Genomic DNA, 18,370 nt, shown 5'->3' with positions numbered 1-18,370 from the left:
CGTACGGCGTGTCCGTACCCTCGTCGGTCTTGGCGACGGTCGCCGTCATGCCAGTCCCCTCTCGGTGAGCAGCGCGTGGACTGCCGCCGCCGACTCCTGCACGGTCTGGTGCTGCGACTCGATCCGCAGGTCCGGCGACTCGGGCTCCTCGTACGGGTCGTCGACCCCGGTGAGCCCGGTCAGTTCACCGGCGGCCTGCTTGGCGTAGAGACCCTTCACATCGCGTACGGAGCACACGTCGACCGGGGTCGCCACATGCACCTCGACGTAGGCGGCGCCGCTCTCCTGGTGCCGCTTGCGGACGGCCTCGCGGCTGTCGGCGTACGGCGCGATGACCGGGACGAGCGCCAACACGCCGTTGCGGGCGAGCAGTTCGGCGAGGAAGCCGATGCGCTGCACGTTGGTGTGCCGGTCCTCGCGGCTGAAGCCGAGGCCCGCCGAGATGAACTCGCGGATCTCGTCGCCGTCGAGCACCTCGACGAGGTGGCCCTTCTCGCGCAGCCGGTCGGCCAGCTCGTACGCGATGGTGGTCTTGCCGGCACTGGGCAGTCCGGTGAGCCAGACGGTGGCTCCGGTCGTCACGTGGTTCTCCTGATTCGTAGAAAGCACAGCCGCGGTCACTCGTGCAGCCCGCACTCGGTCTTCCCGCGCCCCGCCCAGCGGCCGGCGCGGGCGTCCTCGCCCTCCAGGACCCGGCGGGTGCAGGGCGCGCAGCCGACGGACGCGTAGCCGTCCATCAGCAACGGGTTGGTCAGCACGCCGTGTTCGGCGACATACGCGTCCACGTCGTCCTGGGTCCAGCGGGCGATGGGGGAGACCTTGACCTTCCGGCGCTTCTCGTCCCAGCCGACGACCGGGGTGTTCGCCCGGGTCGGGGACTCGTCGCGGCGCAGCCCGGTCGCCCAGGCCGCGTACTTGGTCAGGCCCTGCTCCAGCGGCTGCACCTTGCGCAGCTTGCAGCACAAGTCCGGGTTACGGTCGTGCAGTTGAGGACCGTACTCGGCATCCTGCTCGGCGACGGTCTGGCGCGGGGTGAGCGTGATGACGTTGACGTCCATCACGGCCTCGACCGCGTCGCGGGTGCCGATGGTCTCGGGGAAGTGGTAGCCGGTGTCGAGGAACACCACGTCGACGCCGGGCTGCGCGCGGGAGGCGAGGTGGGCGACCACCGCGTCCTCCATCGAGGAGGTCACGCAGAACTGTTTGCCGAAGGTCTGCACCGCCCACTGGAGGATCTCCAGCGCGGAGGCGTCCTCCAGGTCGCGGCCCGCCTGCTCGGCCAGGGCTTTCAAGTCGTCGGTGGGGCGCGCTTTCTGAGTCGTCGTCATATCTCGTCTCCCCCTGCGTCGGTCTGCCGGAGCCCTCGGGCGAGGAGCCCGAGGAACTTCAGCTGAAAGGCCCGATTGCATGCCGCGCATTCCCATGCGCCATGACCCTGCTCGCTGGGACGCAGGTCCTCGTCGCCGCAGTAGGGGCAGTAGAAGGGAGCCGCTCGCTCGCTCACGGCCTCTCCTTTCGCTGTCGTTCGCTGCCGCTCACGACAGTGACTCCTCGCTGGCACGCGTGGCCCAGGCGGCGAACCGCTCACCGTCCTCGCGCTCCTGCTGGAACCGGGTGAGGACCCGCTCGACGTAGTCGGGCAGTTCCTCCGAAGTGACCTTCAGGCCACGGACCTTGCGGCCGAAACCGGCCTCCAGGCCCAGCGCGCCGCCGAGGTGCACCTGGAAGCCCTCGACCTGCTCGCCCTGGTCGTTGAGGACCAACTGGCCCTTGAGACCGATGTCCGCGACCTGGATACGGGCGCAGGCGTTCGGGCAGCCGTTGATGTTGATGGTGATCGGCTCGTCGAACTCCGGGATGCGGCGCTCGAGTTCGTCGATGAGCGTGATGCCGCGCTGCTTGGTCTCGACGATCGCGAGCTTGCAGTACTCGATGCCAGTGCAGGCCATCGTGCCGCGCCGGAAGGGGGACGGCTTGGCGGTGAGGCCGAGCGCTTCGAGGCCCTCGACCAGCGAGTCGATCTGGTCCTCCGCCACATCGAGCACGATCATCTTCTGCTCGACCGTCGTGCGCAGCCGGCCCGAGCCGTGCGCCTGCGCCAGCTCGGCGATCTTCGTGAGCGTGGTGCCGTCGACGCGGCCGACGCGCGGGGCGAAACCGACGTAGAACAGGCCGTCCTGCTGGCGGTGGACGCCGACGTGGTCGCGCCAGCGGGCGACCGGCTGCGCGGGGGCCGGGCCGTCGACGAGCTTGCGCTTGAGGTACTCGTCCTCCAGGACCTGGCGGAACTTCTCCTGGCCCCAGTCGGCGACGAGGAACTTCAGGCGGGCGCGGGTGCGCAGCCGCCGGTAGCCGTAGTCGCGGAAGATGCCGATCACGCCGGCCCAGACGTCCGGGACCTCGTCCAGCGGGACCCAGGCGCCGAGCCGGACGCCGATCTTCGGGTTGGTGGACAGACCGCCGCCGACCCACAGGTCGAAGCCGGGGCCGTGCTCGGGGTGGTCGACGCCGACGAACGCGATGTCGTTGATCTCGTGGGCGACGTCCAGGAGCGGGGAGCCGGAGATCGCCGTCTTGAACTTGCGCGGCAGGTTGGAGAATTCCTTGGTGCCGATGTAGCGGGCGTGGATCTTGTCGATCGCCGGGGTGCCGTCGATGATCTCGTCCTCGGCGATGCCCGCGACGGGCGAGCCGAGGATCACGCGGGGCGTGTCACCGCAGGCCTCGGTGGTGGAGAGACCGACCGCTTCGAGGCGGTTCCAGATCTCCGGGACGTCCTCGATGCGGATCCAGTGGTACTGCACGTTCTGCCGGTCGGTGAGGTCGGCCGTGCCGCGCGCGAACTCCTGCGAGATCTCGCCGATCACGCGGAGCTGGTCCGTGGTCAGCCGGCCGCCGTCGATCCGGACGCGCAGCATGAAGTACTTGTCGTCCAGCTCCTCCGGCTCCAGGATCGCGGTCTTGCCGCCGTCGATCCCGGGCTTGCGCTGGGTGTACAGCCCCCACCAGCGCATTCGGCCGCGGAGGTCGTTCGGGTCGATCGAGTCGAAGCCGCGCTTGGAGTAGATCGTCTCAATGCGTGTCCGCACATTGAGACCGTCGTCGTCCTTCTTGAACTGCTCGTTGCCGTTGAGGGGGGTGAAGTGTCCGGCGGCCCACTGACCCTCACCGCGGTGACGGCTCACCTTGCGGCGGGGCGCTGCGGCTGCAGGGTTCTCAGGGGTGGCGGCCATGGTTCTACGTCCTCCGGGACAGGCGGGTGATCGGCTCTGACCTGCGTGTACGGGCGCATGCGGGCATACGCGCGCGTCTTTGCGCAGTATGAGGCAGATACGGGGAAATCCGGCGGTGCTGCGGCTCGGCTAGACGGCCGGACAGATGGCGCTGGACATGCGGCCGAGGTCGACGTGCCGCCGACTCACCAAGGCAATTCCAGTTCCGGACATGACGGAAGCGTGTCACGGCGTTCTGGACACAGTCCAGCTTCGTCCGCCATGCGGACACCCTGGTCTCGATATGCGAGACGAGGGTGTCATCGGTCACAAGGCGCGCACGGCGTCTTGTCGGCGCAGGTCAGGCGCGGTAAGCGCCCGGCCAGGGGCCCGGGGTGGGCGCCTGGGTCACCTCCTCGACCTGGGTGTCGAAGAGCTTGAAGCCCCGGCGCTGGTAGTTGTCCATGGCATGCACGCCGTCCAGGCTGCAGGTATGCAGCCAGACCCGCTTGGTGGGCGCCCGCCCGGGCCAGCGGTCGGCGAGGTCCCAGGCGCGGGCGGCGCCGTAGGAGAGGAGGTGGCCGCCGAGGCGGCGGCCGCGGAAGGCGGGGATCAGGCCGAAGTAGACGATCTCGACGACTCCGTCGTCCTGCGGCTCCAGTTCCGCGTACCCGGCGGGCGTGCCCCGGTCGTACACGACCCAGGTCTCCACGCCCGGCCGGTCCAGGTGCTCCTGCCACTGCGCGAACGTCCAGTGCAGCCGGTCGATCCAGAGGATGTCCCCGCCCACGGACGCGTACAGATAGCGGCTGAACTCGGGGGAGGGCACCTCGGAGCGGGCGATCCGCACGTCCCCGTCCGGCTCCATGGCCGGGAGGAGGTCGCTCGGGTCGGTCTGCTCCAGGGACCAGGTGGTCACCGGGATGTTCGTCATGCAGGTCAGGGAATCATCCGGCTGTGGGATCTGTCGATCAGTGGATCAACCCAGCGAACTGTCGATCGAGTTCAGCGGCAGCGCGAACAGCATCCGTCCAGAAACCGACCAGACCTCGCCGGTCTCCTGCCAGTAGGAGAGGGAGTCGGTCTGCGCGCTCCAGCACCGGTGCGTCTCGTCGGATCCGCACTCGGTGGCCTTGGCGCCCTGCGTGTCCTGGCGCCACATCGAGCCCCGGCCGCCGTCCGTCCCGGCCGCGCCGCCCACGTACCAGGCGGACCCGACCGCGAGCACGCCCCCGGAGCCGTCGACCTTCGTCGCGTACGCCTCCTCGGGCACCGCGCGCTCCGCCGAGTCGGTGGCGAGCAGCCCCGGACGCGCCGGGTCCAGGCTGAAGGGGTAGCGCCACAGGTGCTTCGCCCCGCTCGCGACCAGACTGTCCGGAACCGTGCTCCGGTCCAGGGACAGACCCGCGGGCCGTACGGCCGCCTTGCCGCCGGCCAGTCGGTACGACCCGATCGCGGGCAGCACATACCGGTACCCGGCCGCCGACCAGCCCTCGCGCACCCGGCCGACCGCGGAGGTCGTCACCGTGGTGCGCTGGATGCGGTTCATGTCGTACACGTACAGGGCGTCGCGGGTCCCGCCGCTGGTGGTGACCAGGAGTTTGTCCTGGTACCAGACCATGCCGGAGATCTTGGAGACGAGCCCCCGATAGTCACGTCCGCCGTCGGTCGGTACGGCCAACAGGGCCCAGGTGTACGTGAGATGAGCGGGGTCGGCGGCGTTCACGAAGCCGACCCGGGCCAGGCCGCGGGAGGTGGCGCTCCAGCCGGAGAGGATCACCCGGTTCGAGCCCCACCAGCCGTCCTCGTCGGCGTCGCCCGAGGTGGTCACCGAGCGGGGCGTCCACGCCGGGTCGGCCGCGTCGCCGCTGTCCCAGCAGTACGCGCGCGTGGCCGCCGGCTCGACGGGCAGCGCCGACTTCTCGTCGGTCGTGCAGTCCGCGGCGTCGCGCAGGGTGTGGTCGGCGCTCTTCAGAACGGCGTCGACGCCGACCGGGCGGCCCATCGCCGAGGAGAGCCGGTCCAGGGACTGCTGTGGCTCCAGGTGCTCCCGCAGCTGCAACGCGCCGAGGTCGGAGGCCGAGGTGAGGGGCTTCAGTGCCCCGGGATCGGAACCGACCGTCGCCTGCGAGGCGCTGATCATCGTCGCGGCCGCGGTGAGGCCGAGCGCGGCCCCGGTCAGCACGGCGCGCAGCGCCCTGCCCCGCCTGCGCCGGCGATGTCGCCCACGTGCACTCATAGTGTCCTCCCGAGGCGAGCCAACTGCGCCTGGTGATCCGTGCGTTGACCAGGGAGCAGGTGGGGTGGCCCGTAGGGGGATGCTACGGCAGTCCTGGCCGCCCCATGGGTAAGACCCTGCAAATATGCGGAAGATGCTGCCGGACGTGTCATTTGCGCCACCTGTCCGCTACGCCCCGCCACGGAACCGGGTCCGCTCCGCCACCTCCGCTACGGCACCTCGACCGACGTCCGCCCCCTCGCCACCCCCGGCGCCGTCGAGTGCGGCAGCAACTCCCGCGGGTCCTCCGGCCACAGCACCTCGACCTCCGCGTCCTCGCGGAAGCGGTACGGCCGGTGCTCCAGGAACGCCCCGAGATAGCGCCGTACCCGCGACATCTCCGCGCGCACCGTCACCGTGCGGCCCGGGTCGCCGAACATGTCCTCGGCCAGGGCCGCGGCGCTGCGGCCGGTGCGGTGCAGGGCCAGGAGGTAGAGCAACTCGGCGTGCCGGGGGCTCAGTTCATGGGTCCAGGAGCCCGCGCTGCCGAAGGCCGTCACCGACCAGCGGCGCGGCAGCGTCAGATCGAGCACGATCCGCGTGGCGGCACCGGGCACCGGTTCGTCGGCGGCACGGATCAACCACCCACCGGCCAGCGGCTCCAGAGAGCACAGCCCGAGCGAGGGCAGCCAACGGCGTCCCCCGGAAGGCGACTTGGGCAGCGCGATCCGCCTCACGTACGGCATTCCGGTGACCGCCGCCGTCCAGCCGTCCCGGTCCACCACCAGGGCCCGGCCGCCGATGCGGGGCAGGATCGGCGCCGCCACCGCGCGCAGCCGCTCCAGCGAGGTCAGATGCTGCTCGCGCAGCCGGGCCTCGGCGAGTTTGGCCACCGAGTCGACCCAGGCGAGGGTGGCCGGGTGCATGGTCTCCAGCGGGCCGCTGACATCGACGACACCGATCAGCCGGCCGTCCCTGGGGTCGGTGATCGGGGCGCCCGCGCAGGTGAACGAGGCCAGCGCGCGCGAGAGATGCTCCCCGGCGAAGACCTGCACGGGCCGCCGTACGACCGCCGGGGTGCCCACGCCGTTGGTGCCGACGACGTCCTCGCGCCAGTCGGTGCCGACCTCGATGCCGACCTCGTCGGCCTTGCGCAGCACCGCGGCGCTGCCCTCCCGCCACAGCGCGCGGCCCTCGTCGTCGGCGACCAGCACGATGTGGTGCGCGGCGTCCGCGACCGACACCAAGCCCTCCCGCAGCACCGGCAGGACGTGTCTCAACGGGCTTGTGCCGCGCCGCCGTTCGACCTCCTCACGCGACAGCAGCCCGGTCCGCAGATCGTGGTCGGGGTGGGTCCCGCCGCGTAACGCGCGCTCCCAGGACTCCTCGATCACCGGGCGCGGCGCGGTGCGGGCGCGCGGTGGCGAGGGTGGGGTGTGCCGGGCGTCGCTCAGCATCCGGGCCGTCCGCGCCGCGTCGACGGTGGCGCGCCGTGACGGGCCGACGGGCGGGTTCGCCATGGGTCCTTCTCTCCGGTCCCGTATTCGACTGCTGTTCTCATGTCGGCTGTGGTTCTCGTATCGACTGTTGGTCTCATAGTGCCGCTCCGCGGTGACGGAGGGAGACAGTCCGGACACAGTGGCCACCAAGTTGCAACCCTCTGCAACCCTGGTGAACAGCCGTACGGTGGCTGAGACTTGTTGCAGCTGCGAGGGTGGTGCCGTGTCGGCGCAGCACCACCCTCGCGTCGTGCCGGTGCGGTTCAGGCCGTCGGCCGGGCCCGTTCCGCGATCGACGTCAGGTCCAGACTCGGCGGCAGGGTCCCGAAGGTGGTGCCCCAGTCGCCGCCCAGCCGCGAGGCGCAGAACGCGTCGGCGAGCTCCGGCGGTGCGTGCTGCACGAGCAGCGCCCCTTGGAGTACGAGCGCCATCCGCTCGACCACGCGCCGGGCGCGGCCCTCGATGCCCTCCAGATCGGCGAACTCGGCGAGCAGGTTCTTCATCGCCCCGTCCAGCCGGTGATCGGCGCCGCGCACCCGGCCGACCTCGACGAGGAAGGCGTTCAGTGCCTGCGGTTCGCGCTGCAACGCCCTTAGTACGTCGAGGGCTTGGATGTTCCCGGCGCCCTCCCAGACCGAGTTGAGCGGCGACTCCCTTACCAGGCGCGGCAGTCCGGACTCCTCGACGTATCCGTTGCCGCCCAGGCACTCGGCCGCCTCGACCGCGACCGGCGAACAGCGCTTGGTCACCCAGTACTTGGCGGCCGGCACCGCCAACCGCAGGAACGCCAGCTCCTGTTCGCCACCGTCGTCGTAGGCCGCCGCGAGCCGCAGCGCGAGCGTGGTGGCCGCCTCCGACTCCAGGGCGAGGTCGGCCAGCACATTGCGCATCAGCGGCTTGTCGAAGAGCCTGCCGCCGAACGCCTCGCGGTGGACGGTGTGATGGACGGCCTGCGCGACGGCCTGCCGCATCAGACCGGCCGAGCCGAGCACACAGTCGAGCCGGGTCGCCGCGACCATCCCGATGATGGTCCGCACCCCGGCGCCCTCGTCGCCGACCCGGCGCGCCCAGGTGCCGTCGAACTCGACCTCGGCGGAGGCGTTCGACCGGTTGCCCAGCTTGTCCTTGAGCCGCTGGAGCAGGAACACGTTGCGGGTGCCGTCCGCCAGCACCCGGGGCACCAGGAAGCAGGTCAGTCCGCCGGGTGCCTGTGCCAGCACGAGGAAACCGTCGGACATGGGCGCCGAGCAGAACCACTTGTGGCCGGTCAGCTCGTACGTCCCGTCCTCGGCGAGCGGGCGCGCCTCCGTCGTGTTGGCGCGGACATCGCTGCCGCCCTGCTTCTCCGTCATGCCCATTCCGAAGACCGCCCCGGCCTTGAGGTGGGCGGGCCGCAGCTCACGGTCGTAGACCAGGGACGTCAGCCGGGGCTCCCACTCGGCGGCCAGCGCGGGGTCGGCGCGCAGGGCGGGCACCGCCGCGTGGGTCATCGACAGCGGGCAGACGTTGCCCGCGTCGACCTGGGTCCACACCAGCAGTCCGGCGGCCCGGCGGACATGCCCGGACGGGCGGTTCCAGGCGGCGGTCAGCCCGGCCGACACACCCTTGCCGAGCAGCCGGTGCCAGGCCGGATGGAACTCGACCTCGTCGATCCGATGGCCGTAACGGTCGTGGGTGCGCAGGCCCGGGGGGTTGTCGTCGGCCTGCGCACCCCACTCCTGGACCTGGGCCGAGCCGGCGGCGCGGCCCAGTGCGGACAGGTCGCCGCGGACCTCGTCCAGCAGTCCGGGTGCGGTGTGCCGTTCGACCGCCTCCGTCAGGACGCGGTCGGCGGTGAAGACGTCGTATCCGACCAGTGGGGGAGTCTGGTTCGTCACGGTATGGGTGGTGCGTGCCATGGCTGGAACCTACCCGTGGGGACGGTGGTGGTCTGGATCTCCACTGCGCGGTGCTGTGGAGATCCACCCTGGCACAGCCGTCCCCGCCGACGTCAGGCCGAGCGGGACATGGTCGCCAGCATCGCGGTCTCGGGCGCCTCCTCTTCCAGCCAGCCAGTGCGGTACACCGTGTCCAGATAGCGTTCGCCCAGGTCAGGAGCGATCGCCACCGCCGTGGTGCCGTGCCGGCCGTTGCGGGCGAGCCACTGTTCGGCCCCGCTGACGACCGTGCCGGTGGACCCGCCGAACAGGAAGCCCCGCGCGGCCAGCCGACGGCAGGTCGCCACGGTGTCCGGCTCCTCGACATGGATCACGTCGTCGATGTACGACGTGTCGAGGAAGGGCGGCGCCACGCTGGTGCCGAGCCCGGGGATCATCCGGGGCCTCGCCTCACCGCCGAAGGTGACCGAGCCGACGGCGTCCACGGCGACGATCCGCACCCGGCGCCGCCACTGCCAGAACCAGCGTGCGCAGCCCATCAGCGTCCCGGTGGTGCCGGCGCCGACGAAGAGCACGTCCAGCTGCGGGAACCGGCGGGCGATGGCGGGTGCCGTGGTGCGGTAGTGCGCCCGCCAATTCCCCTGGTTGCTGTACTGGTTGAGCCATACGTACCGCTCGTCGGAGGCGCACAGCGCCCGCACGTACGCGATCCTGGCGCCCAGGAAACCGCCGTGCACGTCGGGTTGGTCGATGACGTGGACCCGGGTGCCGAGCGCCTCCATCAGCTGCACCGTGGGTACGTTGCAGCGTCTGTCGGTGATGCAGAGGAAGCCGTAACCGCGGCTCGCCGCGATCACGCTCAGTGCCACCCCCAGGTTGCCGGACGACGACTCGACCAGCACCGAGCCGGGCCGCAGGATGCCGGCCCGCTCGGCGGCGTTCACCATCTCCGTGGCGGCCTTGAGCTTGACCGAGCCGGCGAAGTTGAACCCCTCGCACTTCAGATAGAGCGGCAGTTCCAGCGCTGCCCGCAGGTCGACGTAGAGGTCGTCCTCGTTGAACTCCGCGGGATCGGAAATAACAGCCATGTTTGTTCTCCCCCTAGTGGTGCGCCACGATCTGCGTCAGCCGTACCGGCGCAGCTCGTGGAAGAAGCCGTCGACGACGTGGAGTTCGCCCCTTCGAACCACTTCGTCGTGGACGAACCTGCCGACCGCGAGATCGAGCACCCCCAGGCCGAACGGCGAGAACACCACCGTCCGGTCGGTCGGTACGCTCACGCGGCCTGTCATGACGTCGTCCAGCGTGCCGTCGATGAACTCCCGCCCCCCGGTGGCCTGTTCGGCCAGGTGCGGTGAGGTGTCGGCCTTCAGGCAGTGCTCGACGTCGTCCACGAAGTTCGCGGACGCGAGCAGGATCGCCGGGTCGAGATCCCGCAACGACACGTGCAGGACCAGCGGATGGTGGTCGAACCAGGCCGGATCGTGCACATGCGGCGAGCCGGCGACGGTCGCGAAGACCACCAAGTCGCTGGAGCGGATGAGCCCTTCGGCCTTGTCGTGCACCGTGAGCCGCCCCGGAGCCCCCGACCGCTCCAGATACTCCCGGAACCCCTCCGCGCTCTCCGCGGACAGGTCGTACACGCCCGTCTCCTCGAACTCCCAGCCGGTGGCGCGGAGATGGGTGTGGATGTAGCGGGCGATCAGTCCCGTCCCGATGAAGCCGACCCGCAGCGGCCGTTCACGCCCCTGGCTGAGCTTGTCGGCCGCGAGCGCCGCCGAACTCGCCGTACGGGTCGCGCTGATCACCGAACTCTCCAGACAGGCATACGGATAGCCGGTGTCAGGGTCGTTGAGGATCAGCACCGCCGAGGCCCTGGGCAGCCCCGACCCGGTGTTCCCCGGGAAACTGGAGATCCACTTCAGGCCGTCCACCCGCTGCGGTCCGCCGAGTGACGCGGGCAGTCCGATGATCCGGGACGACGGGCGGTCCGGGAAGCGCAGGAAGAACGACGGCGGGTTCACCGAGTCGCCCGCGCCGTGCAGCCGGTAGGTGGCCTCCACCAGGGCGCCGATCTCCGACTCCCGCCCGGTCAGGGCCTGTTGGACCTGTTCGCCGCTGATCACCGCGAAGGAAGGTGTGTCGATGCTCATGCGGCCCTCCCGCCGGCCGTCGGGGCGAGGTCGCTCAGGCGCACCGGATCGCCGAGCCCGGCGAGCACCTCGCGCGGCCCCTCGAACGGCTCCCTGCCGTGCGCGGTACGGATGTTGTCCACCAGCAGCAGATCCCCCGACCGCCACGGCTCGCGCCGCACGTGCCGGTCGTAGGCCTCGTTGATGGTCGTCACGATGCCCGCGTCGACCGGATCGCCGTTCCCGAAGCGGGTGTTGAAGGGGAGCGCGTCGGCGCCGTAGACGTCGACGAGGTACTCGCGCACTTCGGGCTCCATCGTCCACTCGTTCAGGAACGCGATCTGGTTGAACCAGCAGCGGCGTCCGGTGACCGGGTGGCGGAGCACGGCGGCGCGGCGCTGGCGGGTGCGCAGGGAACCGTCGTGCTGCCAGGCGAACTCGATGCCCTGGGTGCGGCAGTAGCGCTCCACGACGGAGCGGTCGTCGGTGCCGAAGGCCTCGGCGACCGACGCCCCGATCTCCTCGTGGTACGTCCGCGTGAGCATCCAGCCCTCCCGCTCGAACCGCTCCACGAGCGGCGCGGGCAGCGACTGGAGGACGGCCTCGGCGTCGGCGACCGGGGTCGCACCGCCCTGTGTCGGCGCTTCCAGGCAGGCGAAGAGCAGCAGGCCGGGGAAGTCCAGGGCGTAGCTCAACTCGTGGTGCTGGCACATCGGTTGGTCGGTCGGCCACTTCGTGGCGGAGTACACGCCCTCCGCGTAGGTACGGCGGGGCGCGAACGGCTCGCGGTCGGCCATCAGGGAGTCGGTGAGCCGCCGGAAGACGGTCTCGGCCCCGGCCGGGTCGGCGAGGCCGAGCCCGCGGACCAGGACGCAGCCGTGCTCGGCGACGACGGAACGCAGCGCCGCACGGTGCCCGGCGGCCCAGCCGACCGGGTCAGAACCGACGTCGGCGTGCAGCAGCGGTGGACTGTCCGGGCTGAGGGCGACGGAGTTGAGCAGAGTCGCGGAAGAGAGCGACATCTCGGTGTTCCTTTCGGTGGTGCTGTCGATCATTCGGCCGGGGGTGCGGCTGGTCTCAGGAGGAGACCGGCGGGTCCAGCAGTCCGGCCAGGTCCGCGAGGACCGGGTGACGGGTGACGTCCTTGAGGCTGATCGCCCGGTCGAGGGCCACCGCCAGCTTCACCGCGGCCAGCGAGGTGCCGCCGCGGTCGAAGAAGTGGTCCTGGCGGCCGATCCGTTCGGCCGGGATGCCGAGCACCGCCGCCCAGGCCGCAGCCAGCCGGCGCTCGGCGGGCGTGCCGGGGCCGTCCCCTACGGCGTCCAGGTCACCGGCGAGCGCGGTGAGCGTCCTGCGGTCGGTCTTGCCGTTGGCGGTCAACGGCAGGCTCGCCCGCCAGTGCACGACCGACGGCACCATGTACGCGGGCAGCGACTCGGCGAGCGTGGACCGCACCGCGCCGGCCTCGACGGGCAGCGGGCCGGTGCAGAACGCCACCAACTGCGTCCCGCGGACGACGACCACCGCGCCGTCCCGCACCCCGTCCACCCGCAGCAGCGCGTTCTCGATCTCGCCGATCTCGATACGGAAGCCGCGGATCTTCACCTGGCTGTCCCGGCGCCCCAGGAACTCCAGCTTGCCGTCCGGCCGCCAGCGCCCGTGATCACCGCTGCGGTACAGCCGCTCACCGGGCCGGTACGGGTCCTCGGTGAACGCCGCCCTGGTCCGCTCGGGATCGTTGACGTACCCCCGGCCCACGCACACACCGGAGAACACGATCTCGCCGGGCGCCCCCAGCGGCACGGGCACCAGATCCTCGTCGACGACGTACACCCGCACATTGGCGACGGGCCGGCCGAGCGGGACGCGGTCGCCGTCCGGTGCCCGGTCCATGACCTCGTGGTTGGTGTCGTCCGAAGTCTCCGTCAGACCATAGGCGTTGACGAGCCGCACCCCGGGCCGCGCCGCGAACCAGCGGTCCACGAGCTCCTTCTTCACGGCCTCCCCGGTGACCGACACACAGCGCAGGTCGGGGAGTTCACGCGGCTGCCGCTCCAACTCGGCCAGCACGGCCTCCAGATACGACGGCACGACCTGGAGCACGTTCACGCGCCCCGCCTCGATCGTGTCGACGAACCGGGCCACGTCCAGGATCACGTCCTGCCCCACCAGCAGCGTCCGCCCGCCCACGAGCGGCGCGCAGACCAACTGCCACAGCGAGATGTCGAAGCACTGCGGCGCGGTCTGCGCGACCACCTGCCCGGCCCCGATCCCCAGGTCGTCGAGCTTGGCGAACGCGTGGTTGAGGAACCCCGCGTGCTCGCACATCGCGCCCTTGGGCTCACCCGTCGAGCCCGACGTGAAGTAGATGTAGGCGAGTTGACCGGGTGAGACCGCGATCCCGAGGTCGCCGTCCGAATGCCCCTCGGCGTACGCCTCGTCGACATAGAGCGTGCGGTCGGACGGGTCGCCCAGCGCGCCGTCGCTGCCGCGCTCGGTCAACACCAGCTCGCACCCGGCACGTTCGAGTACTCGCGCCACCCGGTCGGCCGGGAAGTGCGGCTCGACGGGCAGATACACCCCGCCCGCCTTGAACACGGCGAGCACGGCGGCCATCCAGTCCAGGTTCCGCTCCAGCACCACGGCCACGACACCCTCGCGGGTCAGTCCCCGGGAGAGCAGCGCCCGACTCAGCTGGTTCGCCCGGGAGTTGAGCTCCCGGTACGTCCACTGCCGCTCGCCCTGCACGGCGGCGACCGCGTCCGGGCACACCGCCACCATGTCCTCGAACAGCTCGTGCACCCGCCGGTCCGGCAGCTCGCGGTGCGGGCCCGCCAACTCGTCGAGCTGGAAGCGGAGTTCGGCGTCCGACAGCAGCATCGGCCGGTCCGGCTCGGTCAGCGCGGTGAGGTGGTAGCCCGCGATGCGGGCGGCGGCCCCGGCGTCCAGGACCTCGGTTCGGTACCGCAGCCGCAGCGTGCGGCCGGTGACGCTCACCTGCAACGCCGGGTCCTCCTCGGCGGGTTCACCGGACAGCGTGCCGAGCACCTTCGCGTGGGCCGCTTTCAATGCGGCGGGCTCGATGAACAGCCCGTCGGGCAGGGACACTTCGTACTCCGCCACACCGGGCATCGGAGTGAGCGTCCACCGCGGAATGATCTCCATCGTTCTCTTTCCCCCCTGTTTCCTTCCCCCTACGGCACGAGCCGTCAGGGAGTCATGTGCTGTCCGGCGCGCCGTGGCGCCACCGCCGGATTCCCGCCCCACCGGGACCGCGCCGGCATCTCCTCGCCCTTCATCAGGAAGGAGTCGGCGGCGAGTTCGGCCCCGTCACCCATCGAGACGCCGTAGTGAACGAGCGCACCCACCCCGAGGGTGCAGCCGGCGCCGATGGTGATCATTTCGGACTTGAAGGTGCCGTCCTCCTGCGAGTGCGACTGCACCTTGGTGTGCGCCGCCAGCGTGCAGTCGTCGCCGATCGCGGTCAGCGTGCGCTCGGTGATGTACGCGCCGTCGTCGAAGATCCGGCGCCCCATGCGCACGCCCAGCAGCCGCCAGATCAGGTTCTTGAACGGCGTCCCGTTGAACACCTGGATGTAGTTGTCCGGGACCTTCCACAGCCGCTCGTGCCACCAGAAGTACGGGTCGTAGATCGAGCACAACTTCGGCTCCAGCGGCCGGAATCCGCCCACCAGACGCTCCACCAGCACCCAGTACCCGGCGGTGAAACCGAGCCCGAGCATCAGGGACGCGCCGATCAGCAGCCCCCCGCCGATGCCGTCACCCCCGTACAGGTCGACGGCGGCGAAGCCGAGCACGGTGAGCAGGAACCAGTGCAGCCAGCGCACGAACAGGTACAGGCCCATCGCGCGCAGGTTGGCGCCGTTCTTCGCGCGCAGCCGGCGCTTCAGTTCGTCGCCCTCGCGCAGATGGTCGAAGCGGCTGTCGCGCTCCACCGAGCGCGGGATCTCGAAGCACGGCGAGCCCAACAGGCCCACGCCCTCACGGAGTTCGCCGTCGATCGGCACCATCACCTTGGTGGCGAGCAGACAGTTGTCGCCGGTGCGGCCTCCCGAGGGATAGGCGATGTTGTTGCCCAGGAAGTTGCGCGGCCCGATCACCGCGCGCGACAGCCGGAACGACGTACTGGAGAAGTCCGCGTTGACGATCGACAACCCGTCCGCGACCATCGTGCCGCTGCCCACCGTGGCCAGATACGGCGTCTCGTGCTGCACCTCCGTACCGAAGTTGGAGCCGGTCTGCTCCACTTCGCCGAGGTCGTAGCCGATGGCCTTCAGGTAGCCGGTGATGTACGAGCTGTCGCCGCACAGCCACTTGAAGAACTTCAGGTTGGTCATCCGCGCCACCGCACGCTGCACCGAGTAGTGGAAGCCGTACAGCGGATACACCCGGTCGGGGCGCAGCAGCGGACGGAGCAGCCTCGGAAGCAGGGACACCGAGGCGAAGCCGAGGACGACGAACCCCACGAAGGCCCCGAGCGACAGGGCCAGCGCCTCGCCGTAGAACCGGGCGGAGTTGAGGTCCTTGGTGTTCGGGTCCAGCAGGTGGTCGAGGGCCGGGACCACGGTCAGCAGCATGTAGGTGCCGCCGATCGCGAGCGGGACGTAGACCAGCAGCATCTGCAGGAACGCGCCCAGGCCGTAGCCGAAACGGCGCAGCGTCGAGCAGTCCGCGTGCGGGATCCGGACGTAGTCGACGTCCGTGGGCTGGGCCGGCGAACCGTGCACGCGCTGCCCCGCCGGGACCTGGGCGTCGTCGTACAGGGCGGAGGAGTGGCCGAGTTGGGACCCGTCGCCCATGACCGTGCCGATGTCGAGGACGGTCTTCTCACCGACGTACACCTCGCTGCCGAGGGTGACCCGGCCGGTGCGGATACGGCCGGCTCGCGCCTGGTAGCAGAGGAAGAAGGTGTCCTTGCGGATGACCGTTCCGTCTCCGATGGTCAGCAGGTCGGTGCAGACCGGTACGGAGTGGGACAGGATCGTGACGCCCTTGCCGATCCGGGCGCCGAGGGCGCGCAGATACAGGACGTAGAGCGGGTTGCCGGCGAACAGGATCATCGGGTTGGCGTGCAGGAGTGCCTTGACCGTCCAGAACCGGACGTAGGCGAGGCCCCAGACCGGGAAATCGGTTTCCTTCCAGCGGCCCACGAGAACCCACTTGGCCACCACCGGCACCGTGCACACACCGATGAACACCGCGCCGCCGAATATCGCGGAGCGCAGATATACCTGGACCACTCCGTCACCGGAGGAAACCCATTCGTAGCCGCGTCCGGTGACCATCCCGGTGAGCGCGCAATACAGCGCGAAAACGAGGAACTGAAGCGCCCCGCACAGCAGATAGCGGGCCGTGCTCCCGGCCGGCGTCTCCGCCGCCTCGACCGCTGCGGCGGGCTCGGGCGTGTCGGCGATTGCCGCCGCCAGACTGCGGATCGTCGGATATCCGTAGACGTCCCGCATGGACACCGACGGCAGATCCTCGCGTTTTCTGACCCGGGCGCAGAAGTGCGCCATCACCAGCGAGTTGGCGCCCAGGTCGTCGAAGAAGTGACTGTCGAGCGGTATGACTTCCTTGCGTACGACACCGGCCAGGACCTCCGCGAGGACGGTCTCGGTGACGGTGCCGGGTTTTCCCACCACGTGGCTCCTTGGTAATGATCGCGGTCTTTGTATTGTCAAAGACGAATACGGCGGAGTCGCGCCCGTTGTTCACGGCAGGGGCAAATTAAAAAGCACGCGAAACGGGTGGGGTGAATGGGAATTCGTGAGAATGGAGTTCCGCATTGTGTACAGAGTTTCCAAATGGACGAGGCCCTGGTCTTGGGCCGAGTGATTCCCCCGAGTCGTGTGCGCTGACGTCGTCCCAACGCGCGCAACGAATGCAGTCCGGATTATTTCTGGACATTCTGGAACGGGTCAAGGCCATACCGGGCAATGGCGCTTTTTCGTCTTCGCCGGACAGGGGGTTGGTCAACAATGATTGACGGCCGAAGTCCTCACCGGGACACTATCCGAAACAAGCATGAAAAGATCGAATGGGAATTCGATTCGCGGGACGAAGGTTTTCGGCCAGCGCGAGCATGACACGACCGTCCCCGGGGGCGCCCGGCCCGGCCGACGGCCCCGGGGGACGAGTGCATCCCGGTGCGCCGGATACCTTTAGGGCGTGCAGTCAGCAAGTGAATCCCCCGAGCGGCCCGCCGGCCGGTTCCACCGGGCGCGTGCCCTCTACCGGAACGTCTCCAAGCGCAGGACCGCCTGGCTGCTGGTCAAGGACACCGTCAACTCCTGCATGGAGTACCGCATCCTGGGCCTCGCGGCCGAGGCCGCGTTCTTCACGCTGCTGTCCGTGCCGCCGCTCCTGCTGAGCCTCATCGGTCTGCTCGGCTACGTCGACAGCTGGACCGGCGCCGACAGCATCGCCGGCCTGGAGAACAACATCCTGGAGGCGTCGCGCACGGTCCTGTCCGACAAGGGCGTGCACGAGATCGCCCAGCCGATCCTGCACGACGTGATGAAGGGCGGCCGGCCCGACGTCATCTCCATCGGCTTCCTGTTCGCCCTGTGGTCGGGCTCCCGCGCGGTCAACGTCTTCATCGACACCATCACCGTCATGTACGGCCTCGACGGCGTCCGCGGCATCGTGAAGACCCGGATCGTGTCGTTCGCGCTGTTCGTCGCCGCCCTGCTGATCGGTTCGATCGCGCTGCCGCTGATGGTGGCCGGGCCGGACGCCGTGGTGAACGTGGTGCCGTGGTCGGAGACGGTCGTCCAGGTCCTGTACTGGCCGGTTGTCATCGTCCTGTCCATCGTCTTCCTGACGACGCTGTACCACGTCTCCGTCCCCGTCCGTTCCCCGTGGATCGAGGACGTCCCCGGCGCGCTGGTCGCCCTCGCCATGTGGGTCCTCGGCAGCTACCTCCTGCGCATCTACCTCACCAGCACGGTCGAGGGCCCCACCATCTACGGCTCCCTGGCCGCACCGGTCGCAGTCCTCCTGTGGATCGGCGTCTCCGCGTTCGCCGTGCTCGTCGGCGCCGCCGTCAACGCGGCCATCGACCGCGTCTGGCCGGCCGCCGCGACGGCCGCGGCCCGCGCCGCGAACGAACGCCGCCAGGACGAGCAGGTCGCCGAGTACGTCGCCCGCATGGCCGCCGTCCGCACCCGGGACGGTGAGGACGACGACGACCCCGACGACTCCTACATGCCCTCAGAGTTCCCGGAACGCTGGTCCCGCTTCCTCCCTCCGGAGGACGTGACGTCACGACTCCGCACGCACGCGAAGAGCACCCACAACCACAAGGGAGCCGGGGACAACTCCCAATCACCGGACAAGTAAGGCGCCCCAAGGGGACGGGATCCTCTCGATCGCCGGCCAACTGAAGCGCGTCCCAAAGAGGCGCGGGGCT

General features: G+C 70.0%; 15 protein-coding genes. 1 reads left to right on the top strand and 14 read right to left on the bottom strand.

The window, feature by feature from the left end:
- Positions 1–45 precede the first annotated feature (45 nt).
- From cysC to SPR02S_RS46070, 14 genes are all read right to left on the bottom strand, one after another.
- Positions 46–609 (bottom strand): adenylyl-sulfate kinase, encoded by a 564-nt coding sequence (gene cysC / locus SPR02S_RS46125; protein ID WP_373283435.1) that lies wholly within the window; start codon positions 607–609, stop codon positions 46–48.
- Positions 610–617: 8 nt separating this feature from the next.
- Entirely contained in the window at positions 618–1,328 is a 711-nt protein-coding gene (locus SPR02S_RS46120; protein ID WP_019063839.1) for a phosphoadenylyl-sulfate reductase, read from the bottom strand.
- Positions 1,325–1,504 carry a hypothetical protein gene (locus SPR02S_RS65365; protein ID WP_033281522.1) on the bottom strand — a complete coding sequence of 60 codons (180 nt, stop codon included), beginning with the start codon at positions 1,502–1,504 and terminating at the stop codon, positions 1,325–1,327. Before SPR02S_RS65365 ends, SPR02S_RS46120 begins: the two co-directional genes overlap by 4 nt.
- Positions 1,505–1,535: 31 nt before the next feature.
- Positions 1,536–3,233: a nitrite/sulfite reductase gene (locus SPR02S_RS46115; RefSeq protein ID WP_019063838.1), complete on the bottom strand. Its 1,698-nt coding sequence runs from the start codon at positions 3,231–3,233 to the stop codon at positions 1,536–1,538.
- A 129-nt stretch (positions 3,234–3,362) separates the two neighbouring features.
- Complete coding sequence (locus SPR02S_RS66345) at positions 3,363–3,446, bottom strand: putative leader peptide (protein WP_317774501.1); 84 nt, start codon at positions 3,444–3,446, stop codon at positions 3,363–3,365.
- A 127-nt stretch (positions 3,447–3,573) separates the two neighbouring features.
- Positions 3,574–4,146 (bottom strand): GNAT family N-acetyltransferase, encoded by a 573-nt coding sequence (locus SPR02S_RS46110; protein ID WP_019063837.1) that lies wholly within the window; start codon positions 4,144–4,146, stop codon positions 3,574–3,576.
- Positions 4,147–4,191: 45 nt separating this feature from the next.
- Entirely contained in the window at positions 4,192–5,451 is a 1,260-nt protein-coding gene (locus SPR02S_RS46105; RefSeq protein ID WP_026151490.1) for a hypothetical protein, read from the bottom strand.
- 209 nt (positions 5,452–5,660) lie between these two features.
- Positions 5,661–6,950 carry a helix-turn-helix domain-containing protein gene (locus SPR02S_RS46100; protein ID WP_019063835.1) on the bottom strand — a complete coding sequence of 430 codons (1,290 nt, stop codon included), beginning with the start codon at positions 6,948–6,950 and terminating at the stop codon, positions 5,661–5,663.
- 242 nt (positions 6,951–7,192) lie between these two features.
- Entirely contained in the window at positions 7,193–8,827 is a 1,635-nt protein-coding gene (locus tag SPR02S_RS46095) for an acyl-CoA dehydrogenase family protein (protein ID WP_019063834.1), read from the bottom strand.
- Positions 8,828–8,919: 92 nt separating this feature from the next.
- Positions 8,920–9,894: a 2,3-diaminopropionate biosynthesis protein SbnA gene (gene sbnA, locus SPR02S_RS46090; protein ID WP_019063833.1), complete on the bottom strand. Its 975-nt coding sequence runs from the start codon at positions 9,892–9,894 to the stop codon at positions 8,920–8,922.
- A 36-nt stretch (positions 9,895–9,930) separates the two neighbouring features.
- Positions 9,931–10,959 carry a 2,3-diaminopropionate biosynthesis protein SbnB gene (gene sbnB / locus SPR02S_RS46085; RefSeq protein ID WP_019063832.1) on the bottom strand — a complete coding sequence of 343 codons (1,029 nt, stop codon included), beginning with the start codon at positions 10,957–10,959 and terminating at the stop codon, positions 9,931–9,933.
- Positions 10,956–11,960 (bottom strand): TauD/TfdA family dioxygenase, encoded by a 1,005-nt coding sequence (locus tag SPR02S_RS46080; protein ID WP_026151489.1) that lies wholly within the window; start codon positions 11,958–11,960, stop codon positions 10,956–10,958. The genes sbnB and SPR02S_RS46080 overlap by 4 nt, the downstream gene beginning before the upstream one ends.
- Positions 11,961–12,015: 55 nt before the next feature.
- Positions 12,016–14,103: a non-ribosomal peptide synthetase gene (locus SPR02S_RS46075; protein ID WP_019063830.1), complete on the bottom strand. Its 2,088-nt coding sequence runs from the start codon at positions 14,101–14,103 to the stop codon at positions 12,016–12,018.
- A 44-nt stretch (positions 14,104–14,147) separates the two neighbouring features.
- Entirely contained in the window at positions 14,148–16,598 is a 2,451-nt protein-coding gene (locus SPR02S_RS46070; RefSeq protein WP_019063829.1) for a Pls/PosA family non-ribosomal peptide synthetase, read from the bottom strand.
- A gap of 529 nt (positions 16,599–17,127) precedes the next feature.
- Here SPR02S_RS46070 and SPR02S_RS46065 point away from each other — a divergent pair.
- Positions 17,128–18,300, top strand: coding sequence for a YihY/virulence factor BrkB family protein (locus tag SPR02S_RS46065; RefSeq protein WP_019063828.1), 1,173 nt, complete (start codon positions 17,128–17,130; stop codon positions 18,298–18,300).
- Positions 18,301–18,370 lie beyond the last annotated feature (70 nt).

It is taken from the genome of Streptomyces prunicolor NBRC 13075 (assembly GCF_000367365.1).
Lineage (GTDB): Bacteria > Actinomycetota > Actinomycetes > Streptomycetales > Streptomycetaceae > Streptomyces > Streptomyces prunicolor.
The sequence above is the reverse complement of the archived record's forward strand: the minus strand, read 5'-3'. Positions and strand labels throughout refer to the sequence as shown.

Bases quoted from the DNA above. Each gene is read 5' to 3' on its own strand.
- SPR02S_RS46100 (WP_019063835.1), bottom strand. From the start codon at position 6,950: ATGGCGAACCCGCCCGTCGGCCCGTCACGGCGCGCCACCGTCGACGCG.
- SPR02S_RS46080 (WP_026151489.1), bottom strand. From the start codon at position 11,960: ATGTCGCTCTCTTCCGCGACTCTGCTCAACTCCGTCGCCCTCAGCCCG.
- SPR02S_RS66345 (WP_317774501.1), bottom strand. From the start codon at position 3,446: ATGTCCGGAACTGGAATTGCCTTGGTGAGTCGGCGGCACGTCGACCTC.
- sbnA (WP_019063833.1), bottom strand. From the start codon at position 9,894: ATGGCTGTTATTTCCGATCCCGCGGAGTTCAACGAGGACGACCTCTAC.
- SPR02S_RS46110 (WP_019063837.1), bottom strand. From the start codon at position 4,146: ATGACGAACATCCCGGTGACCACCTGGTCCCTGGAGCAGACCGACCCG.
- SPR02S_RS46095 (WP_019063834.1), bottom strand. From the start codon at position 8,827: ATGGCACGCACCACCCATACCGTGACGAACCAGACTCCCCCACTGGTC.
- SPR02S_RS46115 (WP_019063838.1), bottom strand. From the start codon at position 3,233: ATGGCCGCCACCCCTGAGAACCCTGCAGCCGCAGCGCCCCGCCGCAAG.
- SPR02S_RS46120 (WP_019063839.1), bottom strand. From the start codon at position 1,328: ATGACGACGACTCAGAAAGCGCGCCCCACCGACGACTTGAAAGCCCTG.
- SPR02S_RS46105 (WP_026151490.1), bottom strand. From the start codon at position 5,451: ATGAGTGCACGTGGGCGACATCGCCGGCGCAGGCGGGGCAGGGCGCTG.
- SPR02S_RS46075 (WP_019063830.1), bottom strand. From the start codon at position 14,103: ATGGAGATCATTCCGCGGTGGACGCTCACTCCGATGCCCGGTGTGGCG.
- sbnB (WP_019063832.1), bottom strand. From the start codon at position 10,959: ATGAGCATCGACACACCTTCCTTCGCGGTGATCAGCGGCGAACAGGTC.